Raw genomic sequence first — 23,719 nt, 5'->3', positions numbered from 1 at the left:
ATTTGGTGTTCTCTTTTATTTTTATTTCCCGTTTTTCCTACAAAAACTTTACGCTAGCCTAAAATGTAAGAAAGGCTAAACTTCGGCATAAACTGCCGCATTGATATACATACAATACAAAAGCGCAGAACTGTCTGCATGCCGAGTTCTGCGCTAAGCTACTGTCTAAAAATATATTTTTTCTACCGGATAATAGTCGTGCAGTATTTTCCTTAAAAGTGAAAAATCATCCGATTTAAACGTCACCAGAGAATACTTGGTTTTAATATAATCTATAAAATCCTGTAAATTATCACATTTAATATAATGCTCCTGAGAATTATCCCTGATATATTTGCCGATTACATCATTAATGAGCTTAATTGTTTCCGGAGCAACATCCGACTCCGGAACAAGGTATAATTGTGAAATAATATTATTAAAGCTATAAGCCATGGGCTTATGCCAACGGCTTTGCGACAGCATAAACAAACGGGCAAAGGCAATAAGATTACGCAAGCTTTGGTTGGCACGATGTATATTGCCTTCCGTTTCACCTTCCTTCTCAAATGCAGTCAGCTTCGGCGGCACTGCCATTTCCCAGCATTGGAGCAGTTTAAGGCCCCTTTTTTCGGGAAAAACCGGATAATAGGCAATTCTCTTTTCCAAATCGCACACCTTAAGCATAATTATATCATCCTTCAAAAAGCGATCGCTGCCATCAGCATTATAAACAAAACTCCATGGCGGCAGCTCCTCGTAAGACTCCACCTGAATACGAAACTTATTGTTCATTCCTATGGCTGCCGCCAGGCTCTCACAATAAGTTTTTTGAAAAGCAATGATTTCCCTAGTGCTTGCATCTTTGCACTTATACATTGCATCATCCCTTCCTTAAATAATAGATTATATACTTATCTTCTCCCCATGCCTTTTAAGGCTACTCTCCTTTCCCTGATTATAGAAGTTATCTATTTATACTACCCCTAGTATAAATTCATAATTCTCTTTATTCAGATTCTTTTCTTTATTCGCAAAATTTATCGCTATTTTTTACGGCTATTTGAGCTTCACATATCACAAATAGCCGTAATAAATTTTTCCGTTCTCAGAGCAGTTTTAAAAACCACTTTCTTTATACATAATTATACCATAATACAGCGTTTTTGTCTAGTATTTTTGAAAATTATGCAACTTTTTTTGGATTATATCTAATCGTTATTCATATGATTCTCAGGATGCCTTTTTAATGAGCATTTTTTATTCCTCGTCTGAGCATTTATTGATTCCGGCACATAGCAAAGTCAGGCCACCCAAAGTCCAAAATAACAATCCCATCTGAGTATTGAAATAAACATGGTCAGTCAATCCGCCAATAATAATGCCTACTGTTGCCAGCACATAACCTCGTCCCATAGCCTTCAGCCACAAGCTGCGTCCATGATATGCCAGCTTCCAGCCTGCAGGCAGAAAAATTCCGAACCAGATAACAAGAAAAATCAGCAGACCATGCGCACCCAGCTCCGCCCAGATATTCAAGAAGATATTGTGGCAGTGGTACATGATAACGTTCTTGTCCGCCAGATAGAAATTATATGTAGGATAAACAAAGCGATAGCCGTACCAGCCTACTCCCAAAGGAAATTCCTCGATAATCCACTTGGTGCTCTTCAAATAAGCCATGCGCAGAGCAATCGAGGTATCACCGCCATAACCGCCGCGAATAGATTCCAGACGCTGTAGCACCGCCTGACCGCCAAGCGCCAGAGCCGCCGCCCCGCCGCCAAGGACAGGAATAAAAGCCTTACGGCAGAACAGCACGCAGAACGCCAGCAGCATCACAGCGCAGGCTACCCAGTTGCCGCGTGAATATGTATAAAGCAGGCAGACTGCTGCCAAAAGTCCTGTAATAAGAAACGTCAGACGCCATTTTTTATACGCCTTCGTCTGATTGAAAAATGCTGTACTGTAAGCCACAACCAGCACCAGATAGCCTGCCAGGATATTGGGGTTAACCAGCGTAGAGAAAACACGCACCTTCAAATCAGGGAACTGCGCCGGGTCCACCCAGATGCCCTCGGCCGTAACGCCGAAAATCTTCTGCGCAATACCGATGGCGCTCACCAACAGCGATACACCTAAAAAAGCACTGATGAGCTGCAAAGGACGCGGCAAAGTGCCGAAGCGCTGCCACACAAGCGCAAGCCTTTGCTTGACGTCAGCATTTTTCCAGGCCTCACTTTGCGTCAGCGGCTCAGCCTCGCAGGCAGTCAGATGCGCCCTGTCCTGCTCACTGCTGCGGCCGTAACGCAATAGCACAAAAAACAGTGCCGCATACTGGCCTACAACATAGATAAGATTCCAGAAGGACAAAAATCTGTCCAAGGAAAAATATACCGAACCAACCGATATCAGCAAAAGAAGATAAAACGCTCCCTGCTGCCACGGCTTCAGCACATTTTCCTGCTGCGGGAGTCCCTTAACATGCGCTACAATCACAGCACCAATAAAGGTCATCGCCACACAGAAGGAGGTAAATTCCTGTTCCAGTGGAATAACCGCCACAGTAAACAGCAGCATATACCATATTTTATTTTCGAGATAATTTGCCAGTTTTGTCATGATACACCCTAACAAAAGATTCTATTTTCTTAAACAAGCCATTAATATATCGTAGCGCAATATTTAATTGCGACGCAGATACGCCACCTTCCGCCTCGCTACGCTCGGCACCTTCCCCGAGGGGCAGGCAAGAAGGTTAGCAAACAGCCTTAACGAGCAATTAATATATCGTGTAAGGAATAGCAATTTTAGCAAATGAGTGTCCGGAACCATATGCGGGCGCATCCAAGAAGCGAGTCCGCAGGACGATGCTGATTGGCTCATGCGCGCCATGCGATAGTGTCCCAAGAAGCAAGCTCAAAGAGCGCAGCTGATTGGTTTGACACGAACCGCTAAGCGAGGGGACGTAACATATTGTTACTATCTGACAAATTTTACCGAAGCTTCGTCCTGGTTCCACACGAAATTTGCGTTGTGCCCTCAGGCACGGGAAAATTGCTTCTGACTGGAACGATATTTAATTGCGACGCAGATACTCGTTCCCGAAGTCAATAAACCTCAATATCGCCTTCAGTTCATTCTACATTTATCCGCCAGCAGCATCTTCTTAAACTCGCCCACCAGATACAGGCTGCCGCAAACACATACAACACCGTCAGTGCCTGCCCCGCGGATAGCAGCATCATACGCCGTAGCAAGATTAGCCTCCGCCACAGCATTGCTGCCCACCAGCTTCGCCAAATCCGCAGCCTCCGCAGCACGCGCACCCTCATCGGCACGCACGGTATAAACAACATCATCCTGATTAATCAGCGTTTTGATAACACCGCTCATATCCTTGTCCCCCATCATACCAAAGACAAACTGCACCTGCTTGCCGGGATAATATTTATCCAAAGCATTACGCAGAGCCTTGGCACCGTCAGGGTTATGCGCACCGTCCAGAATAATATCCGGGTTCTTGTGAATGCGCTCCAAACGTCCCGGCCAAACGGTATTGGCCACGCCCACATGCAGCGCCAGCTCGTTAATGCGGTCATCCTGCTTGCTCACCAGCTTGGCAGCCACAATAGCTACGCTCGTATTCTTAATCTGATGCTCGCCCGGCAGCTTGATTTCATAATCGGAATGATAAAAATCGCCTGCATGCAGCGTAAAGGCCTGGCCCTCCATCGAGCTTTTTACCTCCGTGCCGTGAAAAGCCTTGCCGTAAAGATAAACAGGCGCTTCCTTAAACATAGCCAGGCTTACAATAGGACCAAGAGCTTCATTGCCCTCGGCAGCGGTAACCAGAGGCACCTTCTCCTTGATAATGCCTGCCTTCTGCATAGCAATGCGCTCCAGCGTTTTGCCGCAGCGGTCGGTATGGTCCAGCGCAACATTGGTAATAACGCTGACCACCGGCGTAATTACGTTGGTGGAATCCCACAGGCCGCCCATGCCTACCTCAATAACGGCGTAATCAACCTTCTGCAGATAAAAATATAAAAACGCTGCAGCCGTCAAAATCTCAAACTGCGTCGGCTGCTCGCAGACGCCCTTTTTGACAACGCTGTCAGCAGCAACCTTTACCGCAGTAATTGCCATAGCAAAATCCTCGTCGCTGATATCCTTGCCGTTGAGGTTAATGCGTTCGTTGTACTTCACCAGATGCGGGGAAGTAAACTTGCCCACCTTCAGGTTTGCTGCCAGCAGAATACTCGTAATCATGCTGGTAACAGAGCCTTTACCGTTAGTGCCGGTTACATGCACTGTTTTAATCTTTTGCTCCGGGTTTCCCAGCTCACGCAAAAGTCCTTCAATACGCTCCATACCGAGCTTAATGCCAAATTTGCCCAGGCTGTCTAAATATGCCAGGCTTTCTGTATAATTCATTGTGCTTACGCCTCCATTAATAATTAACTAACAGTTTATTATAACATAGTTTTGCGCACTGCGTCTTGCGAAAAGCACAAAAATAGCCGCTGCGTCCCCAAGGACGAGCGACTATTTTGCTAAGCGAAATACTTATACATTATATATAGCAGCTTTTAGCTGCCAATGCAAGCCTACTGCTGTAAAGGGTCGTCCCCGTATTGGTTCGGCCCCTCCGTTCCCTTGAAGAACAGAAGATAAAGGCAGAAGAAAAGGTTAACCAGCGGCACAATCAAAAGCAGCATCCACCAGCCGCATTTATCCAAATCATGCAAGCGGCGCACGCCCATCATAATATTAGCTGCCAGCTGGAATATACCAAGCACAAAAGCGACAATCGAAAAGAGAAGATCCAGAGCGCCGAAAGTATCGGCTGCAAAGGACCAAATTCCCTGCACTACAAAAAGCACAATTGACAGGAAAAAGCTTCTGTAAATATATGACTTGCGGTTCAAGCGTCCCTCAGACGTAAAGAACAGCTCCTTGAAAACAGCTTCCTTATCCGCACTGCTGTCCTTAAACAGCAGGTCCAGGCCTTCGCCAAGATTCAAAAACTTCTTGCCTGCTCTCGGCGGTGTATTATAAGCGGCAGAACCGTTATCATCATTGCTGCCAAAACGTTCATCCGCAAACTTTTGCTGATTATCAGCAGCAAAATTATTATAGGTATTTGCCTGACCATCGGTATTATGATTTACCTGCGCAGCATCAGCCTTAGCTCCCGACTCAAAATTATCATGGCTGTCGCAAATGCTTTTTTTATAGCTTGCATCGGCACCAGAAGCAGCACCGGCTGCATCAGCAGCTCCGGCAGCCGCGGCAATTCCGCCTGCTCCCTCCTGCGGCTTTTGCTCCTGCTCCAGCTTTTGTCCGCAATTCTCGCAAAATTTGGTACCTGGTTTAATTTCACTTCCGCAATTAGTACAGAATTTAGCCATTTTCATCGCCCCCTTTTTCTTTTATTGTAACCCAAGAAGCACTGCAATTCAAGAGAGTAAAAAGCGTACGGCCGCGTCAGTTTACTGTAGGAATCAAAAGGACAGACTCCACCAATTTTGTCTTACTAATTAAGTTATTCGAGCTTGGCATACCATTCAAGGGCCGCCAAGCATTCTCAAAGTCTAACTTGGTGTTGGAACCACATCTTTTTAATGGTCTGGGAGCTTACTCCACACTGAATTCCATCAAAATATTTACCATAGGGTCTGCGAGCTTTGTTTTCAAAAGCAATCATTTGTTGTGGTGTAAAGCAAATCTCATCTTCTTCGATTTCAATAGGCTTCTTTTGGAATCTAACAAGATCTATCATCTTTCCGCCGTTCAAGCTGTATGCTCTGAGCCTTGCCATTGCATCAGCACCTACCAAACTCCACGCCATTGGCCTACTACTCATTCTAGCGCTCAATACATGGCTCACATGCCCTTCTGCGCTGCATGCCACCAGTCCTTTGGCCCTACTTAATCTAGCTTGGGCAGCTTTGAAATTATTCAGAAGATAATCTAGACCATCCAATAGCCTCTTCTCATCCGCTTTGGTATCCGTTCCTTCTGCTATTTTCTTTACTAATTTCTGCAATTCTTTTGGTTTTCCTGCTGCAATCAGAGAACAAATTCTACTTCTTGCGTCTCCTGCTGCTCCTTTAAGGCATGCTGTCATCCTAAACAGGGTTTGGTTAAGATGAAAACCATCCAAAACATATTTAGACTTATCTAGGTGTGACAAGGCTGTTTTTATCCACATACCTCCATCCGCATTTATATAAATTCTTTTTATCTTATCTAAATCATAATGTTGTTCAATATATCTATATACTTGTACCCATAACCTTTTATTCTCCTTGCCTGAATATAGGCCACAGAAGTAGTGTGGATTTACTAATCTCCTGCGTTTGCTTCCAGGATATTCAGACTCTATGCCTTCGTAGACATATACCATTTTGGTAATTGTAGAATGCAATTCTCCTGCCTTCTGTAATGCAATATGGTCCTCGTCAGCATCTACATAAAGGTATTTTACTACCTTTTTCTCCCCGCTATATTTCTCTTTGGGGAAATGCAACTCATGGACTATGTCCATAACGGCCTGTTTGCTCACCATATCCAGAATGCTGGCGTTTTCACCTGCTTTCCGGTAAGAGGTCTGAGAAGCTTCTTTAAGGATACATGCCTTGGCGTCCTCACTAATACGTTCATGGCTCTCTATCTTTAGATATTTATCTAAAAGATACTCGCTCTTGCCAGTTGCCTTATGTTTAAATAGAGTTTTATGAAATATAATTGGTCCCATGGAAGTAAGTAGCTGCTTCAAGTCAGTACGAACTACATGCCATTTCTGCTTTCTTGCTTCACTTTCTACGAGGAATTGGTTGCAATCCTCCAACGTCTCAGAAATAATATCCAGACCAAACTTCAGAACTTCTTGTTGAACATCGTTAACAAAGCTAGCTATGTCTTCCGGATGGGAAATAAATTTTTCAATAGCTTTTTGCAAATTATAAGTGCCAAATGCGACAAAACGTTGTATACTAGTATGCAAAGAGAACACCTCCATTGTGTATTTGTTTTTGTTTGGTCACTTAATCATAACACAATTTGGTGTTCTCTTTTATTTTTATTTCCCGTTTTTCCTACAAAAACTTTACGCTAGCCAGGCCTACTTGCCAAAGCTGCGCAAATACTCCTTCAACAAAAAATGAGCCTATTTCTGGGTACTGACAACAATTTCATGAGGATATTTTTGGCATTTATTACAATTTCATGAGCCTATTTTGAGGTACTCACTACATTTTCATGAGGACATTTTAATATCCGCCAACTCCATACCGTACACATGCAAAAACCGTACAGCCCCAAATCCTTGTGTGGCAAGGGGGTGTACGGTTTTGTACGGTTTTGTACGGTTTGTACGGTTTGTACGGTTTTATCAGAGAGTCTTCAGGTATTCCAGGCGCTCGTTAATCGCAGCCTTTTTACCGTTCAGCTCTTCAGCCTTAGCCTTCTCTTTTTCGATAACAGCCTCAGGTGCTTTAGCCAGGAAGCCGGCGTTGCCCAGCTTACCTTCAACACGGCTCAGCTCCTTGTCGATAGCAGCCAGCTCTTTATTCAGGCGGGCATTTTCCTTCTCGACATCAATCAGGCCTGCCAGCGGCAGATAAACCTCAATGCCTGCTACAACTGCAGCCATAGCATTTTCCGGTTTAGCAGCATTGTCAGCCAGCACAGTCAGCTCGCTGATAGCGCCCATCAGGTGTATGTAGTCGGCGTTAGCCTCAATGCCGTCCTTCAGGTCGGCAGCAGCCAGCATGGTTGCCGGAACCTTCTTTCCGGGCGGTACGTTTACTTCTGCACGCATGTTACGGATAGCCTTAATGCTTTCCATAATTGCGCCCATCAGACGCTCAGCCTCGTCGTCCATCAGAGCTTCGTCAGCCTCAGGCCACTTGGAAATCATAATGCTTTCTGCTTCATGCGGCAGGCATTGGTAAATTTCCTCGGTGATGAACGGCATGTACGGATGCAGCAGTTGCATAGCGCTGGTCAGTACGGTTGCCAGAACATGCTGTGCGGTTGCACGCTCTTCGGCGTTTTCTTTATTATACAGACGCGGTTTAGCAAGCTCGATGTACCAGTCGCAAACCTCGCCCCAGATGAAGTCGTAAATCATGCGGCCTGCTTCGCCAAGCTCGAACTTCTCCAGCATTTCGGTAACGCTCTTAGCGGTGTGCTGCAGACGGGAAAGAATCCATTTATCTGCCAGAGTATACGGAGCCAGCTTAGCGTTGGCATCGTAGCCTTCCATGTTCATCAGAGCGAAACGGGAAGCGTTCCAGATCTTGTTGGCAAAGTTACGGGTTGCCTCAACGCGCTCCCAGTAGAAACGCATATCGTTGCCCGGGGTGTTGCCGGTAATCAGCATAAAGCGCAGGGTATCAGCGCCGTATTGGTCAATAACCTCCAGCGGGTCGATGCCGTTGCCAAGGGATTTGGACATCTTGCGGCCCTGGCTGTCGCGAACCAGACCATGGATAAATACCTTGTCGAACGGAATCTCATGCATGAATTCCATACCCATAATCAGCATACGTGCAACCCAGAAGAAGATGATATCGTAACCGGTTACGAGTACGCTTGTCGGATAGAATTGCTTCAGCAGCGGAGTTTTATCCGGCCAGCCCATGGTAGAGAACGGCCACAGAGCGGAGCTGAACCAGGTGTCCAGTGCATCCTCGTCCTGATGGATATGTGCGCTGCCGCATTTCGGGCAGACAGTCAAATCGGTACGGCTGGCGCTCATTTCGCCGCAGTCATCGCAGTACCATACAGGAATGCGGTGGCCCCACCAAATCTGACGGGAAATACACCAGTCACGGATGTTATCCATCCAGCCGGTATAGGTTTTGGTGAAGCGTTCCGGTACGAACTGAGTACGACCGTCTTCAACGCAATCAACAGCAGCCTTAACCAAAGGCTCCATCTTAACGAACCATTGGGTGGAAACCTGAGATTCAACAGCATGGCCGCAGCGTTGGCAGTGACCAACAGCATGGGAATGCTCTTCAACCTTAACCAGATAACCGTCAGCCTTCAAATCGGCAACAATCGCCTTACGGCATTCCTCACGAGTCATGCCTTCGTACTTGCCTGCTTCTTTAGTCATAATGCCGTCCATGCCGATAACAACGATGCTCGGCAGGTTGTGGCGGATACCCATCTCATAGTCGTTAGGATCATGGGATGGAGTAATTTTTACAGCGCCGGTACCGAATTTGGTATCAACATAGCTGTCGGCGATAATAGGAATAATTCTGTCGGTAGTCGGCAGACGCAGGGTTTTGCCAACCAAATCGCCATAACGCGGGTCTTCCGGGTTAACTGCTACAGCAGTATCGCCGGGCAGAGTTTCCGGACGGGTGGTAGCAATCATCAGGCTGCGGCCTTCTTCTTCAACTACCGGGTAGTTGATGTACCAGAGATGGCCCGGGTCATCCTTATGCTCAACCTCAATATCGCTCAGTGCGGTGTTGCAGTTTACGCACCAGTTGGTGATACGGGTGCCTTTGTAAATCAGGCCCTTTTCAAACAGAGTGCAGAAAACCTCGCGAACAGCCTTGGAGCAGCCCTCATCCATAGTGAAGCGCTTACGCTCCCAGTCGCAGGAAACGCCCAGATGCTTCAGCTGGTTGATAATGCGGTCGCCGTATTGCTCCTTCCATTCCCAAACGCGTTTCAGGAACTCTTCGCGGCCCAGGTCGTAACGAGTCTTACCTTCCTCTTTTTTGATAACCTCTTCAACCTTAATCTGGGTTGCCAGGCCTGCATGGTCGTAGCCGGGCATCCACAGGGTGTTGTGGCCCATCATGCGGTGCCAGCGGATTAAAATATCCTGCAGAGTATTATCCAGCGCATGGCCCATATGCAGCTGACCGGTGATGTTCGGTGGGGGGATAACAATACTAAAGGCGTCCTTGCCCTCTTCTACTTCGGCATGAAAATAACGATGCTCTTCCCAGAATTTATACCATTTCTTCTCTACGGAAGCAGGATCATAAACCTTAGGGATATTATGCTCTTCACACATAAAAAAATTCCTCCTTAAAATAAACAAGCCCTGTCCTTTACGGACAGGGCGAATAATCGTGGTACCACCTATCTTCCTCATGCTTTTTGCACAAGGCACTCAATGCACGTAACGTGTGCGCACGTTTTTGCCTACTGCAATGTTCAGCAAAACAGCTCCCGAGCTACACTCACCTCACCGCCACACAGCTTGCACCAACCGCTGCTTCTCTTTAGTGGCTTTACGGAGATAAGCCTCTCGTTCCTTGCCTGTAGATATTTTGTTATACTCTATATCTTAGCAAGGAACAGGTGGGATTGTCAAGAGGAGAAATAAAGCAATTATTCTCACTCCCATGTTTTTTCAGCAAGTATATTGGCTATTTCTTCTGTTGAAGGCAATTCATCAATTCCCAGCAATTTGTTTAAATCAAACACTTTAACAAATCGCGCTCCACCATACGAAGTCTTTTTATATTCCGTCTGGAAAAATTGCTCAACAAAAAAGTATTTATGCGGACATCTAAGCAAATTGTAACCATACTTTTTACCATCCTCTATAGCTTCAAGTATCGTCTGCTTACGTTCATCTGTTATTTCACCCTGTTCAGCACGATACAGTAATACATTATCTGCAAATTCAGTTACAATAACAGCATTCACCTTACCTATAGCTCTTACTGCCTTATCCGTATATAAAGCTATATATGGATAGTTTTGCGGACTGTGTGCTAACGTATCATAATAAACATTTGCTTTTTTGTTAAATTGGAATGTAGTCCCAGCACCATACATCTTCATATAAGTACTTCTAGCCGAATCTTCTTTTTCAATTACATTTTTCGTAGCAGGAAGTTCGACATTTTCGCTTTCAATTATATCTTTATCAGCAGAAAGGTTTTTATTTTCACTTTCAATTGCATTTTCTATAACGGAAAGAGTTTCACTATCACTTACAACATTACCTGCAAGAGCTTTTTGCAGCATCTGAAGATATTTTTCATCGCTAATACTCCAACAGCTAGGGTGGTACAATGAAATAACATTGATTTGCTTATCTAATCGAATATAATTTTCTAACAGCCAGCGTACTCCATCTCCACAACACACTATTAATTCAGGAGAAATTAATTCTATCTCTTGGCTGATAAATTCAGCATACCGTTTTACATATTCCTCTAAAGTTTTCCATACGCAACCAACAAACCCTCCACGCTTATTCAAATTTATAACTGCGACAGAACGCAAAGCGGTATGGTCTTTATTTATCGTCTTAAAATCATCATTAAAAATAGCATTAGCCAGCATAGCAAGACGCTTAGAGAAAATCGTTTCCGGCACTTCACCATAAGCTACCCTGCGATGCCAAAACATAACAGTTTCAGCATTTTTAGTAGCCGCTTTATCATCATCGTGTTCACCATACCAATAAGCTTCTTTAGCAATAAACAAAATTCTTGGCGAACTTTTAGCAAAACTTTCTTCGTTAATTATCCCATCAGGTAAAAAAGCATAACCAGGTACATTTCCGGTAATATAGTCTGTATTAACTTCGCATTTATGTGCTAATTTCCACAGAGGCAATAATTCTTCAACACCAGAGCAAGCATTAATATGCTTCTTTTGAAATGGAAATTCAAAGTTGTTAGGGTTATTTGTGTCAGACATACCCTTAACCTCCAAAACTTATATTACGTCAATAATTCTCATTATCGCTGTCAGTGTCCTGTTTAAAATCTTCAGCATAATTATCAAAATGATAGCCATCTTCAAAAGTAGCTAAATCCGCACGATTATTAGTAATTTCTTTAGCTGCATTATAATCTGTCATCATTGATTCCACTTCGTTATAAGCTTTATAATACGCATCATTAACTAAGCTATAATCTTTTTGTTTTTTAGCTACACGCTTACTCTCATTATTATTTTCACTTAATATTCTATTAAATTCTAAAGCACGAGTTTCTTTATTATTAGGATTATAGCGATCTTTCTTCAAAGCAGACACAGCATAAGCATCTGTTTTGGCAATAGGACTAGAGCTAGGAAGCTCAGTTGCTCTAGTATTATCACAAATAGAAGAATTATCTTGCTCAGGCTTCATTTTCTTAGCAGAATCGAATGCAATCAACGCAACGAATATAATTGGCGCTAAAAAAAGAAAAATTAAACACGGACCTATTCCTGACATGAACTATACCTCCAACAAGAATATTTTTAATTCATCTTAATTTGCATTATACTACACACGTTATGGCAAAAACGGCACAGCTACCCCAAGCTCTTTCTCCCTAGCCATCTCCCAAATCAAAGGCATATTATTACTTTCCCCTATAATATCCATTATCACTCCATGCTGACCACAAGTCATACATTTCTACATAATGTTCTTTGATAAATCCTTGTATTTTACGTACATCCAAATCATTTAACGTACCTTGCTTCATCAGTTCTGTATCGCCGTTACCTTTTACAATAAACTTTGCTGAACCCGCTTCTGAAAGTCTTTTATCACTAGCATGTACATGCATACATTCAATAATGCACTTATTTGTAAAATAAAGATAATATCCGCAAACTTTAAAATCAAAGTACTTTGGCATAATCCTTCTCCATATACTTCACATTAGCCTGATAAAGCTTGTTGACTTTATACGCTTCGATATCATCCATATTAGTTTCTACAAGCTCATGATTATAGAAATAAGCAGCATGATCAGGCTTATGCAAATTTATAACAGTTACACCCTCGCCCCTATCAATAAACGCATATCCTTGAACGATAACCTCAGCAGCATCTGCTAATTTTTGAACATCAGCCATAACGCACCTCCACTTTTTTTATCGGCGCTAAAAATTTCTTAGCATTAAAATATAAGTTATCCAGCATGGGAAGCAAATCAATATAGTCTTCAACCACACCTAACTTTTCGTGCAAACAATCAACAACAATGTATCCATATGGAGCATCCCATTCTTTAACTTTTAAATATTTCACTAACCTATCTGATGTTTTAAAACGAAAATCATAACCACCATAAGAAAAAGTCGTAAACCCATCTTTGTTGCTCAAATAAGCTGTATCTTTGTTCTCCATATTTTCACCACCTCATAAATTGCTGATCAGCTCTACTCAAATTATATCACACGAATAACTTTTTGATAACTATTTACCACTTCAAGGCCGCGTCAGTTTACTGTAGGAATCAAAAGGACAGACTCCACCAATTTTGTCTTACTAATTAAGTTATTCGAGCTTGGCATACCATTCAAGGGCCGCCAAGCATTCTCAAAGTCTAACTTGGTGTTGGAACCACATCTTTTTAATGGTCTGGGAGCTTACTCCACACTGAATTCCATCAAAATATTTACCATAGGGTCTGCGAGCTTTGTTTTCAAAAGCAATCATTTGTTGTGGTGTAAAGCAAATCTCATCTTCTTCGATTTCAATAGGCTTCTTTTGGAATCTAACAAGATCTATCATCTTTCCGCCGTTCAAGCTGTATGCTCTGAGCCTTGCCATTGCATCAGCACCTACCAAACTCCACGCCATTGGCCTACTACTCATTCTAGCGCTCAATACATGGCTCACATGCCCTTCTGCGCTGCATGCCACCAGTCCTTTGGCCCTACTTAATCTAGCTTGGGCAGCTTTGAAATTATTCAGAAGATAATCTAGACCATCCAATAGCCTCTTCTCATCCGCTTTGGTATCCGTTCCTTCTGCTATTTTCTTTACTAATTTCTGCAATTCTTTTGGTTTTCCTGCTGCAATCAGAGAACAAATTCTACTTCTTGCGTCTCCTGCTGCTCCTTTAAGGCATGCTGTCATCCTAAACAGGGTTTGGTTAAGATGAAAACCATCCAAAACATATTTAGACTTATCTAGGTGTGACAAGGCTGTTTTTATCCACATACCTCCATCCGCATTTATATAAATTCTTTTTATCTTATCTAAATCATAATGTTGTTCAATATATCTATATACTTGTACCCATAACCTTTTATTCTCCTTGCCTGAATATAGGCCACAGAAGTAGTGTGGATTTACTAATCTCCTGCGTTTGCTTCCAGGATATTCAGACTCTATGCCTTCGTAGACATATACCATTTTGGTAATTGTAGAATGCAATTCTCCTGCCTTCTGTAATGCAATATGGTCCTCGTCAGCATCTACATAAAGGTATTTTACTACCTTTTTCTCCCCGCTATATTTCTCTTTGGGGAAATGCAACTCATGGACTATGTCCATAACGGCCTGTTTGCTCACCATATCCAGAATGCTGGCGTTTTCACCTGCTTTCCGGTAAGAGGTCTGAGAAGCTTCTTTAAGGATACATGCCTTGGCGTCCTCACTAATACGTTCATGGCTCTCTATCTTTAGATATTTATCTAAAAGATACTCGCTCTTGCCAGTTGCCTTATGTTTAAATAGAGTTTTATGAAATATAATTGGTCCCATGGAAGTAAGTAGCTGCTTCAAGTCAGTACGAACTACATGCCATTTCTGCTTTCTTGCTTCACTTTCTACGAGGAATTGGTTGCAATCCTCCAACGTCTCAGAAATAATATCCAGACCAAACTTCAGAACTTCTTGTTGAACATCGTTAACAAAGCTAGCTATGTCTTCCGGATGGGAAATAAATTTTTCAATAGCTTTTTGCAAATTATAAGTGCCAAATGCGACAAAACGTTGTATACTAGTATGCAAAGAGAACACCTCCATTGTGTATTTGTTTTTGTTTGGTCACTTAATCATAACACAATTTGGTGTTCTCTTTTATTTTTATTTCCCGTTTTTCCTACAAAAACTTTACGCTAGCCCACTTCAAAAAGCCGCCACGCTCACGCGCAGCGGCTCACAGCAGTTCACTTATCTCACCGCCACATATACTGCTTTTCATCGGCAGCTTGTTAAGATAAGCATTTCTTTCTTAGTAAATACCATAACACCATTGCAAAGTGCACCTCAATCAAAGGATTTTCTCACAACATATGTAGTTTTGCCATCAGGAATATCCGGATTCTGCTCGAAAATAGAGCATAGTACAGACGTTAATTTATCGGTAGCAGCCTCTGACTGCATATTGATGGTGTAAACCTGATGCTGATAAACTTCCTTACCTTTGGAATTTTTAAACTTTACCTTATTGTTATGCTTGGGTCCAAGGGCATACAGATAAATAGCATGATATTTTTCATCAGGATTATTTATCTTGGAATCATTGACGAATTTACCATTGTAAGACGGATGGAATTCAAGCGTCTATGCAAAATCATCAATGTACTTAAGCATTTCCGGCGTAATTTTAGGTGTTTTCGTCACATCCTTAATGTAACTGGGATATCTGTAATATTTTCCATCCTGAGGTTTTGCTACAACATTCTCCACCTTCTTATCGGGCTCAGGCGCAGGCTTTTTGTCCTTGGCATCATCACCGCAGCCTGCTGCCAAAAGCAGTGCTGCAACCAAGCCCGCCGCAGCCACATACTTAAATTGCTTTTTCATAATCTTCGCCTCCTTTTTTTCATCTGCTTAAGCTTTTGCTTTTCTCTACGCTTATTATATGCTATGGAACTAAAAAGCGCCCCACCCCAAAAGCCGTTTTAGGGTAGGACGCTTAAAATTTTTATTGATTTATGCTAAAACAGGTCAATCAAATCTTTTTTTCACAACATATGTAGTTTGACCGTCAGGAATATCCGGATTCTGTTCGAAAATAGAGCATCTTACAGACTTTAATTTATCGGTAGCGGCATCTATCGTCATATTGATGCTGTAAACCTCCTGCTGATAAACTTCCTTACCTTTGGAATTTTTAAACTTTATCTTATTGTTATGATTGGGTCCAAGGGCAGACATATTGATATAGTGAGTTGTTTCTTCCGGATTCTTTATCAGGGAGGTATTGGTGAATTTGCCCTTGGAATCCGGGTGGAATTTAAGCGTCGAAGCAAAATCATCAATGTACTTAACTATTTCCGGTGTCATCTTCGGTGTTTTGGTCACATCATTAATGTAATCGGGATATCTGTAATATTTCCCGTCCTGAGGTTTTACTACAACATTCTCCACCCTCTTCTCCGTCTCAGGCGCAGGCTTCTTGTCCTTGGCATCATCTACGCAGCCCGCCGACAAAAACAGCGCAGCAATCAAACCTGCCGCAGCCAAATACTTAAAATGCTTTTTCATAATGTACGCCCCCTTTTTTACATCTGCTTAAGCTTTTTGCTTTTCTCTACGCTTATTATATGCCCGGTAACGAAAAAGCGCCCTACCCCAAAACATGTTTTAGGGTAGGACGCTTAAAATATTTCGTTTTTTGAGCTAAAAAAGTTATTTTTCAGTGGAAATTACTTCTTCAGGCAAAAGCTCAGGCAGTTTTGCCCTTCAGCTTAAGCACTGCTGCCAGCAGCAGGCTTACTACAAAGCAGGCGCTGAAGAAGTACAGCGTAAAGCTGTAGCTGTGTGTGCGCTCGTAAATTACGGATAAAAGCAGCGGTCCTGCAATACCTGCCAGGCCCCACGCTGTTAAAATACGTCCGTGAATTGCGCTCAGCTGCTTGGTGCCGAACAAATCGCTCAGATATGCCGGCATGCAGGAAAAGCCGCCGCCGTAGCAGGTGATGATGATAAACACCAGCAGTTGGAACATAAAGCTTTCATTTACGCCACCCAAAAGGTAGAAGGCCACAATCTGAATCACGAAAAATGCCAGATAGGTATTTGCGCGACCAATGTAGTCGGAAATAGTGGACCACACAATACGACCACCGCCATTCAGCAAGCCGATGATGCCAACCATAGACGCCGCCGCAATCGGAGACATACCGATAACCTCCTGTGCCATAGGCGAAGCCACAGCCAAAAGACCGATACCGCAGGTGATGTTCGTAAAGAAAATCCACCACAAAGCATAAAACTGCCAGGTGTGCATAGCCTCCTTCACGGAGTACTGCACATGCTCAGGCATCTTTGCCTTAAACTGTCCTTTGCCTGCTGCAGTTTCCTGCTTAGGCGGCTCCAGATAAAGCGCGGAAGCAGTCATCACTACTGCGTAGATGCAGGCCAGAATCACAAAGTTTTCTACCAGGCCGTATTTAGCAATCAAAATCTGCATCAACGGACCTGCAACGAGGCTGGCAAAGCCAAAGCCCATAATCGCCAAGCCGGTTGCAAGACCGCGATTATTGGGGAACCACTTCACCAGTGTAGACACCGGCGTAATATAGCCTGTTCCCAGACCGATACCGCCGATAACGCCGTAAAAAAGATATAACAGCAGCAGGCTGTGCTGCGTCAGTGCATAGGCCGTACCCAGCAGACCGCTTACGAAAAAGCACATGGATATCAGACCGCTGCGGCGCGGTCCGTATTTTTCAACATACGTTCCCAAAAAGCCTGCTGAAGTTCCCAAGAACAAAATCGCCAGCGAAAAGGTCCAGGTAACCTCCTTCAGCGAAAAACCCATAGCCTGCATAATAGGCTTCGTCAGTACACTCCATGCGTATACGCTGCCAATGCTGATGTGAATGCCGATGGCTGCCAGCACGATCAGCCATCTGTTTTTTGTCTGTTGCATCATGAATACCTCTCTTTATAAGTATTACCTAGTCACCCGGGTTTTCTCTTTTGCTCCTTATAAAGAAAAAACGTCTGGGCGATTTTGCCCAGACGGTCGGCGCATACATTCATCTGCCTCCACGTGGTCAATTCCACTTATCCGTCAGGAAGCAGACTGCATTAGGTTATGACTCTATTATACACAAAATTCCGTAATTGTCAACATATAGTGTTTTGTTAATATTTTGTTACTATATAGTGTAGGAAAAAGAGTACCTTCCCCAAGGGGCACAACCCTCAGTCATCGCCTACGGCGATGCCAGCTCCCTTGCAGGGAGCATATAGAAAATTAGAGTTTCAATATATCATTATATCTTCTCTGAAAGGGAATGTGGCTGCGAGCTTTGCGAGCAGACGGAAGGGTTGCGATATATCAATTGCGATGCACATAACCCCCTTCCGCCTCACTTCGTTCGGCACCTTCCCCTATGGGGCAGGCAAGAAGGTTAAGCTAAAGCTCACACAAACACAAAAAGAGCCGAGCGAACGCGCGGCCCTTCAATACTCATCATACTAAAATTATTTCTTACGAAGATTTACAGTTGTCGTATGCTTGCAATGCGGGCAGCAAGCCTTACCACCGCCGGCATCACAGCCAATGCAGCCACCGGTTTTATGTGCCTTGATGACCTGCTTGGATGCCAAATACACACAACCAACAATAATCAGACCAATAATCCAGGTTGCCATACGAAACACCTCTTTTATTTTGCATCAATGCTCATAACCGTCTCTTTGTTATATTTCTTAGCCGGACGGAAGAGCAGATACAGAAACGCAATCAGGAAAACGACAGCCACGCCAGTACCGAAGCTGAACGCTTCACCACCGACAAGCACTCTGCCGAACTGGTAGACCATCAGGCAGATGCTGTAAGCATACAGGTTTTGGAAGAGGATAGTTGCCCAGGTCCACTTCTTGCTGTTCATCTCCTGGCTCATAGTGGAAATCGCTGCCAGGCAGGGAGAATCCAGCAGATTGAACACCAGGAAGGAGAACGCTGCAACAGTACTCGGGAAGAACGCCATAACAGCAGTCCACAAATCAGGCTCATCCTCGGCAGCCTCAGCCAGACCGGAAAGAATAGCCATCGTGCTGACGATAGACTCCTTAGCCACAAAGCCGGAGAAGGCAGCAGCCACAGCCTGCCAGCTGTCAAAGCCCAGAGGAGCGAATATAGGAGCAAGACCGTTACCGATGTAAGCAACAAAGCTCTTTTCAGTATCAACCATAGCAACAGAGCCTTCATCAATACCAAAGCTTGCCAGGAACCACATAACAACGCAGCACAGGAAAATAATAGTACCGGCTTTTTTCAGGAAGCCAGCAACACGCTCCCAGGTATGCAGCAACACGTTCTTAGCAGCAGGCAGATGGTACGGCGGCAGCTCCATAACGAACGGAGCAGGATCACCGGCAAACAGCTCAGTCTTTTTCAGAATGATGCAGGCAGTAATAACAGCAAAGAAGCCTACGAAGTACATAATCGGTGCCATGTACCAGTCACCGCCCATAATAGCGCCGGAAAGCAAAGCAATAACAGGCAGCTTAGCACCACAGGGAACAAAAGTTGTAGTCATGATAGTCAGACGGCGGTCGGTTTCGTTTTCAATAGTACGGGAAGCCATAATACCCGGTACGCCGCAACCTGCGGAAATCAGCAGAGGAATGAAGCTCTTGCCGTTCATCCCGAACTGACGGAAGAAACGGTCCATAATGAAGGCTACACGCGCCATATAACCGCAGTCCTCCAAAAAGCTCAACAGCAGGAAAACAATCGCCATCTGCGGAGCAAAGCCAATCGGTGCGCCAATGCCGCCGATAATACCGTCAACAACAAGAGATACCAGCCAATCCTCACATTCGGCAGCCTCCATGTGCTCCTGCACCCAAGGCTGAATCCATTCGCCGAACAGTGTATCATTAGTAAAGTCGGTTACAACCGTACCGATAGTTTCTACAGCGATATAGTAAACCAGGAACATGATAATCGCGAAAATCGGCAAAGCCAGGAAACGATTCGTTACAATGCTGTCGATTTTATCGGAAATCGTCAGACCGGTATGGCCTTTGACAACAGCATTGCTCATCAGCTCGCCAATGTAGTTATAACGCTCGTTGGTAATAATGCTTTCGGCATCATCATCAAGTGCTTCCTCGCAGGCTGCAACGATTTCTTCAATCTTAGCCTGCTCTCCTTCGCTCAGGCCCAAAGCTTCAGCAATCTTCTTATCACGCTCAAACAGCTTGACCAGCAGCCAACGCTCGCTAATACCGTGAACCTTGTTGCCGGCTTCGCGGGCAATCGCAGTTAGAGCATCCTCAACCTCGCTGCAGAAGCGCATATATTTCGGTGCAGCACCGCCGACAGCTTTAATTGCTTTTTCGGCAGCCTCACCGGTACCTTCACCCTGCAGTGCGGAGGTTTCCACAATCTCGCAGCCAAGCTCGGCAGCCAGCTTAGCGGTATCAATCTTATCGCCGTTCTTGCGGACGATATCAATCATGTTCAAAGCAATAGTTACAGGATAACCCATCTCCATAACCTGGGTAGTCAGGTACAGGTTACGTTCGATGTTAGAGCCGTCAACCAGATTCAGCACACCATCAACATCATTTTGCAGCAAATAGTTACGAGAAACAACCTCCTCCAAAGTGTACGGGGACAAGGAGTAAATACCGGGCAGGTCGGTAATAATTACATCATCATGACCTTTAAGGCCGCCTTCTTTTTTCTCTACAGTTACGCCGGGCCAGTTACCAACATATTGGTTGGAACCTGTCAAATCATTAAACATTGTTGTTTTGCCGCAGTTAGGGTTACCAATCAGGGCAATCTTGATCTGTTTCATCTTTTCCCTCCAAATTATTCTACAACGATGTGTTCAGCCTCGCCATTACGCAAAGTCAGCTCATAGCCACGTACTGTTACCTCCACCGGATCACCCAGCGGTGCAACCTTACGTACGAATACGCTCACACCTTTAGTCACGCCCATATCCATAATACGTCTTTTTACCGCACCCTCGCCAACGAGCTTAGCAACGGTAACTGTTTCACCAACAGGAACTTCTTTTAATGTTTTCATAACACCCTCCACTTGCATCAGATAAATATTTTGGCTGCCATCTGCTTGCTCAGGGCAATGCGGGCATCCTTCACATTGACAATAAGATTACCGTCAATTTCAGAAATAACAGTTACATCTGAGCCTTCTACAAAGCCCAGGTTAGCCAGAAAGCGTTTGATTTCATCCTTGCCGTGAACAGCGCTAATCTTGTTAGTCTCGCCACGACGGGCCATTAATAAAGGCATCATAATTCCCTCCAAAAAAATTGTTAGCAGATACTAACTTGACACGATTTCAATAGCAGTTAGACACTCCTAACTACTATTGAAAGTTTACGCCAGCTATAAATTTTTGTCAAGCATTTTTTGTAAAATCCTACGCTAATTTACAAAATTGGTTAGCTTACGCTGTCATGTTTACAAAAAAAACATCGGCTGACTTTATAGTCAGCCGATGTAAAGCAAATCAGCATATTAGCTATAGCTTTTTATTATATCTTTTTGTAGAGAATACGGATAGAATTCAGCACGCACAGCAGCGATACACCGGTATCCGCAAAGACTGCCGCCCACATAGAAGCATAGCCCATAAGGCCTGCAATCATAATGATAACCTTAACAGTCAGAGCGAAAATTACGTTCTGCCAGGCAATCGCGCCTGTTGCACGCGCGATAGCAATCGCTTGCGGAATAGCCTTCACTTCGGAATTCATGAAGACAACGTCGGCAGCCTCAATCGCTGCATCTGCACCGCTGCCCATAGCAGCGCCGGCATCCGCACCGGCTAATACAGGCGCATCGTTAATGCCGTCACCAACGAACATAACCGGGCCGTACTTGTTGCGCAGCATATTAAGCTCGCTAAGCTTATCCTGCGGCAGCAGCTGAGCGCGTACCTCGTCAATACCTGCTTCCTTAGCCACAGCCTGCGCTTCCTTCTGCGCATCGCCGGTGAGCATAGCAGTTACCAGGCCTTGTGCCTTCAGCGAAGCAATTGCTTCCTTGGCATCTTCCTTCAGAGTATCGTTAATCAGCAGCTGGCCCATGTATAAGCCATTGTCGGCCACAAGCACCTCACTGCCGCTTTCGGTAGGAGTATAGCCGCCGTATTCAACGTTAAAGCGTTGCAGCAGCTTGGTATTGCCGCACAGAACCTTGCGTGCGCCAAAGTACGCAACCAGGCCTTCACCGGCAATTTCTTCAAATTTATCGGGGCGTACAAGCTCAAGCTTTTCAGCCTTAGCAGCCTCTACAATGCTTACGGCAATCGGGTGGGTAGAAACAAGCTCTGCACTTGCACACAGGCGCAGCAGCTCGTCAGCTTTCATGCCTTCGGCAGCATTAACCTTCTGCAGCACGAAGTTACCCTTGGTAACGGTACCGGTTTTATCCATAACTACGGCAGCAATGTTTTTCAAAGCCTCCATAGCAACGCCGCCCTTAAAGAGAATGCCGTACTTGGAGCCGGCGCCGATGCCGGAGAAGAAAGCCAGCGGCACGCTCAGCACCAGTGCGCAGGGGCAGCTGATAACAAGGAAGGTCAGCGCGGTGTAAATCCATTTATTCCAGTCGCCAGTAATCAGGGACGGAATCACAGCAGTCAGTACTGCGGCAGCAACAACAAACGGAGTATAGATACGTGCGAAGCGGGTAATGAAGCGGTCGATAGTCGGCTTGCTGGCAGCAGCGTTCTCTACGCTGTCCAGAATGCGGGTTACCATGGACTCTTCCAGAACCTTTTCTACACGGATTTTCAGCATACCGGAGGTGTTCACGCAACCGGAAACAACCTCATCGCCATATTTGCGTTTTACAGGCACAGGCTCGCCGGTTACAGGAGAGGTATCTACCAGACTTTCGCCGTCGATAACAACGCCATCCAGAGGAATACGGTCGCCTACGCGCACCAGCAGGATATCGCCTACGTGTGCGTCAGCGGCAGGAATAACCTTCACATCTTCGCCTACCAGCAGGTTGACAACCTCAGGACGCAGGTCAACAGCGTCCATAATCTGGCCACGGCTCTTTTCCACCGCACGCTGCTCAAAGTATTCGCCCACACGATAGAAGAACATAACGCCTACAGCCTCTTCCCAAGCCTGAATAGCAAACGCACCCAATGTTGCAACGGTCATGAGGAAGTTTTCGTCAAATACATTACCCTTCGCAATATTCTTCAAAGCAGTCAGCACAATGCGTCCGCCAAGCAGAATATAGGCAAAAATCAGGAAGTACATATGATATGCTTCCGGCACCAAGCCCAGCCATTCGGTGATGATGAATACTGCACCGCCAAGTACAATTTCTATAATCGTCTGCTTTTCGCTCAGCTCGGAGAAGATACCGCCGGATTTTTTGCGTTCCTCCAGCTCAGGAGCCAGAGAAGGCTTGCTTTCAGCCTCCAGCAGTACAACGCCCTCTTCTACCTTATCGGTTACAGCCTGCATTTTCTCCAGCAGACCATTGTAATTCTTAGCACTTACGCGCAGCTTTTTCGTAGTAAAGGTCAGGGTAGCTTCATCAATCTCAGGCATAGCGTTCAGCGCACGTTCAATCTTGGCACCGCAGTTAGCGCAGTCCAGATTATGCACCAGATAAACTCTGCTCTTGCCGCCTAATTGCGGACGGCGGTCACGCGGTACTACCACAACGTCGGACTCAATAGATGTGCAGATTTTTTGAATTTCCGGCAGCAAAGCCTCATGGTCAGCAGCGCTGAGGCGCAGCTGCTTGGTAGCAAAGCTTACGTTGGCATAGGTTACACCCGGCAGCTCTTTGATTTTGTATTCCATTTTGGCAGCGCAGTTAGCACAGCCAAGGTTTTGCAGAATATATACGCGCTTAATTTTATCGGCATCCGGCATACGGCAGGTGCAATTAGCCAGGCTTTCGCCGCATACATCGCAGTACTCCTCATGCGGATGGCAGATTTCGCAATTACAGTCAGCAGGATGACCGGGAACGTGATGTCCGTGTGCATGAGCATGTTTATGCTCGTGGCCGTGGTCGTGTCCG

General features: G+C 44.9%; 20 protein-coding genes, 1 riboswitch and 1 other annotated feature. All 20 genes read right to left on the bottom strand.

Annotated elements, in window-relative coordinates; all coding sequences use genetic code 11:
* Positions 1-165 precede the first annotated feature (165 nt).
* On the bottom strand, positions 166-774 hold the full coding sequence (locus M5E81_RS01910) for a hypothetical protein (RefSeq protein WP_148495334.1): 609 nt from the start codon (positions 772-774) through the stop codon (positions 166-168).
* 465 nt (positions 775-1,239) lie between these two features.
* Positions 1,240-2,601: an O-antigen ligase family protein gene (locus tag M5E81_RS01905; RefSeq protein ID WP_009145585.1), complete on the bottom strand. Its 1,362-nt coding sequence runs from the start codon at positions 2,599-2,601 to the stop codon at positions 1,240-1,242.
* Positions 2,602-3,111: 510 nt separating this feature from the next.
* A complete protein-coding gene (locus M5E81_RS01900) occupies positions 3,112-4,416 on the bottom strand; it encodes a bifunctional folylpolyglutamate synthase/dihydrofolate synthase (RefSeq protein WP_249747745.1) in 1,305 nt (434 codons plus the stop codon).
* 173 nt (positions 4,417-4,589) lie between these two features.
* Positions 4,590-5,393 (bottom strand): DUF805 domain-containing protein, encoded by an 804-nt coding sequence (locus M5E81_RS01895; protein ID WP_249747744.1) that lies wholly within the window; start codon positions 5,391-5,393, stop codon positions 4,590-4,592.
* A 176-nt stretch (positions 5,394-5,569) separates the two neighbouring features.
* The gene (locus tag M5E81_RS01890) at positions 5,570-6,991 is read right to left on the bottom strand and encodes an ISLre2 family transposase (RefSeq protein ID WP_050787089.1); all 1,422 of its coding nucleotides are present in this window, start codon (positions 6,989-6,991) and stop codon (positions 5,570-5,572) included.
* Positions 6,992-7,378: 387 nt separating this feature from the next.
* Positions 7,379-10,033, bottom strand: a complete 2,655-nt coding sequence (locus M5E81_RS01885; RefSeq protein ID WP_249747743.1) for a valine--tRNA ligase — start codon at positions 10,031-10,033, stop codon at positions 7,379-7,381.
* A gap of 41 nt (positions 10,034-10,074) precedes the next feature.
* Positions 10,075-10,287 (bottom strand) — a binding site (T-box leader).
* Between the two features lie 72 nt (positions 10,288-10,359).
* Entirely contained in the window at positions 10,360-11,679 is a 1,320-nt protein-coding gene (locus M5E81_RS01880; protein ID WP_249747742.1) for a uracil-DNA glycosylase family protein, read from the bottom strand.
* Positions 11,680-11,707: 28 nt separating this feature from the next.
* Positions 11,708-12,202: a hypothetical protein gene (locus M5E81_RS01875; protein ID WP_249747741.1), complete on the bottom strand. Its 495-nt coding sequence runs from the start codon at positions 12,200-12,202 to the stop codon at positions 11,708-11,710.
* A gap of 130 nt (positions 12,203-12,332) precedes the next feature.
* Entirely contained in the window at positions 12,333-12,614 is a 282-nt protein-coding gene (locus M5E81_RS01870; RefSeq protein ID WP_009144795.1) for a DUF4160 domain-containing protein, read from the bottom strand.
* On the bottom strand, positions 12,598-12,834 hold the full coding sequence (locus M5E81_RS01865; protein ID WP_009144796.1) for a DUF7723 family protein: 237 nt from the start codon (positions 12,832-12,834) through the stop codon (positions 12,598-12,600). The genes M5E81_RS01870 and M5E81_RS01865 overlap by 17 nt, the downstream gene beginning before the upstream one ends.
* The gene (locus M5E81_RS01860; protein WP_009144797.1) at positions 12,827-13,108 is read right to left on the bottom strand and encodes a DUF7724 family protein; all 282 of its coding nucleotides are present in this window, start codon (positions 13,106-13,108) and stop codon (positions 12,827-12,829) included. Before M5E81_RS01860 ends, M5E81_RS01865 begins: the two co-directional genes overlap by 8 nt.
* 192 nt (positions 13,109-13,300) lie before the next feature.
* A complete protein-coding gene (locus tag M5E81_RS01855; protein ID WP_050787089.1) occupies positions 13,301-14,722 on the bottom strand; it encodes an ISLre2 family transposase in 1,422 nt (473 codons plus the stop codon).
* Positions 14,723-15,277: 555 nt separating this feature from the next.
* Positions 15,278-15,520, bottom strand: coding sequence for a hypothetical protein (locus tag M5E81_RS01850; protein ID WP_249747740.1), 243 nt, complete (start codon positions 15,518-15,520; stop codon positions 15,278-15,280).
* 144 nt (positions 15,521-15,664) lie between these two features.
* Complete coding sequence (locus M5E81_RS01845) at positions 15,665-16,204, bottom strand: hypothetical protein (protein ID WP_249747739.1); 540 nt, start codon at positions 16,202-16,204, stop codon at positions 15,665-15,667.
* Positions 16,205-16,385: 181 nt separating this feature from the next.
* Positions 16,386-17,597, bottom strand: a complete 1,212-nt coding sequence (locus M5E81_RS01840; protein WP_249747738.1) for an L-lactate MFS transporter — start codon at positions 17,595-17,597, stop codon at positions 16,386-16,388.
* A 76-nt stretch (positions 17,598-17,673) separates the two neighbouring features.
* A riboswitch (ZMP/ZTP riboswitch) is annotated at positions 17,674-17,756 on the bottom strand.
* A 398-nt stretch (positions 17,757-18,154) separates the two neighbouring features.
* Positions 18,155-18,325, bottom strand: a complete 171-nt coding sequence (locus tag M5E81_RS01835) for a hypothetical protein (RefSeq protein WP_009144802.1) — start codon at positions 18,323-18,325, stop codon at positions 18,155-18,157.
* A 14-nt stretch (positions 18,326-18,339) separates the two neighbouring features.
* On the bottom strand, positions 18,340-20,487 hold the full coding sequence (gene feoB, locus M5E81_RS01830) for a ferrous iron transport protein B (RefSeq protein ID WP_249747737.1): 2,148 nt from the start codon (positions 20,485-20,487) through the stop codon (positions 18,340-18,342).
* A gap of 14 nt (positions 20,488-20,501) precedes the next feature.
* Positions 20,502-20,723, bottom strand: coding sequence for a FeoA family protein (locus tag M5E81_RS01825; protein ID WP_021720435.1), 222 nt, complete (start codon positions 20,721-20,723; stop codon positions 20,502-20,504).
* A gap of 17 nt (positions 20,724-20,740) precedes the next feature.
* The gene (locus tag M5E81_RS01820) at positions 20,741-20,950 is read right to left on the bottom strand and encodes a FeoA family protein (RefSeq protein ID WP_148495308.1); all 210 of its coding nucleotides are present in this window, start codon (positions 20,948-20,950) and stop codon (positions 20,741-20,743) included.
* A gap of 245 nt (positions 20,951-21,195) precedes the next feature.
* Positions 21,196-23,568: a heavy metal translocating P-type ATPase gene (locus M5E81_RS01815; protein ID WP_419720853.1), complete on the bottom strand. Its 2,373-nt coding sequence runs from the start codon at positions 23,566-23,568 to the stop codon at positions 21,196-21,198.
* Positions 23,569-23,719 lie beyond the last annotated feature (151 nt).

This window comes from Phascolarctobacterium succinatutens, assembly GCF_023497905.1.
Lineage (GTDB): Bacteria > Bacillota > Negativicutes > Acidaminococcales > Acidaminococcaceae > Phascolarctobacterium_A > Phascolarctobacterium_A succinatutens.
The sequence above is the reverse complement of the archived record's forward strand: the minus strand, read 5'-3'. Positions and strand labels throughout refer to the sequence as shown.

What these genes read in the sequence shown, in the direction of transcription:
- M5E81_RS01910 (WP_148495334.1), bottom strand. Translation starts at nt 774, where the DNA reads ATGAACAATAAGTTTCGTATTCAGGTGGAGTCTTACGAGGAGCTGCCG.
- M5E81_RS01905 (WP_009145585.1), bottom strand. Translation starts at nt 2,601, where the DNA reads ATGACAAAACTGGCAAATTATCTCGAAAATAAAATATGGTATATGCTG.
- M5E81_RS01900 (WP_249747745.1), bottom strand. Translation starts at nt 4,416, where the DNA reads ATGAATTATACAGAAAGCCTGGCATATTTAGACAGCCTGGGCAAATTT.
- M5E81_RS01895 (WP_249747744.1), bottom strand. Translation starts at nt 5,393, where the DNA reads ATGGCTAAATTCTGTACTAATTGCGGAAGTGAAATTAAACCAGGTACC.
- M5E81_RS01885 (WP_249747743.1), bottom strand. Translation starts at nt 10,033, where the DNA reads ATGTGTGAAGAGCATAATATCCCTAAGGTTTATGATCCTGCTTCCGTA.
- M5E81_RS01880 (WP_249747742.1), bottom strand. Translation starts at nt 11,679, where the DNA reads ATGTCTGACACAAATAACCCTAACAACTTTGAATTTCCATTTCAAAAG.
- M5E81_RS01875 (WP_249747741.1), bottom strand. Translation starts at nt 12,202, where the DNA reads ATGTCAGGAATAGGTCCGTGTTTAATTTTTCTTTTTTTAGCGCCAATT.
- M5E81_RS01870 (WP_009144795.1), bottom strand. Translation starts at nt 12,614, where the DNA reads ATGCCAAAGTACTTTGATTTTAAAGTTTGCGGATATTATCTTTATTTT.
- M5E81_RS01865 (WP_009144796.1), bottom strand. Translation starts at nt 12,834, where the DNA reads ATGGCTGATGTTCAAAAATTAGCAGATGCTGCTGAGGTTATCGTTCAA.
- M5E81_RS01860 (WP_009144797.1), bottom strand. Translation starts at nt 13,108, where the DNA reads ATGGAGAACAAAGATACAGCTTATTTGAGCAACAAAGATGGGTTTACG.
- M5E81_RS01850 (WP_249747740.1), bottom strand. Translation starts at nt 15,520, where the DNA reads ATGAAAAAGCAATTTAAGTATGTGGCTGCGGCGGGCTTGGTTGCAGCA.
- M5E81_RS01845 (WP_249747739.1), bottom strand. Translation starts at nt 16,204, where the DNA reads ATGAAAAAGCATTTTAAGTATTTGGCTGCGGCAGGTTTGATTGCTGCG.
- M5E81_RS01840 (WP_249747738.1), bottom strand. Translation starts at nt 17,597, where the DNA reads ATGATGCAACAGACAAAAAACAGATGGCTGATCGTGCTGGCAGCCATC.
- M5E81_RS01835 (WP_009144802.1), bottom strand. Translation starts at nt 18,325, where the DNA reads ATGGCAACCTGGATTATTGGTCTGATTATTGTTGGTTGTGTGTATTTG.
- feoB (WP_249747737.1), bottom strand. Translation starts at nt 20,487, where the DNA reads ATGAAACAGATCAAGATTGCCCTGATTGGTAACCCTAACTGCGGCAAA.
- M5E81_RS01825 (WP_021720435.1), bottom strand. Translation starts at nt 20,723, where the DNA reads ATGAAAACATTAAAAGAAGTTCCTGTTGGTGAAACAGTTACCGTTGCT.
- M5E81_RS01820 (WP_148495308.1), bottom strand. Translation starts at nt 20,950, where the DNA reads ATGCCTTTATTAATGGCCCGTCGTGGCGAGACTAACAAGATTAGCGCT.
- M5E81_RS01815 (WP_419720853.1), bottom strand. Translation starts at nt 23,568, where the DNA reads ATGCCGGATGCCGATAAAATTAAGCGCGTATATATTCTGCAAAACCTT.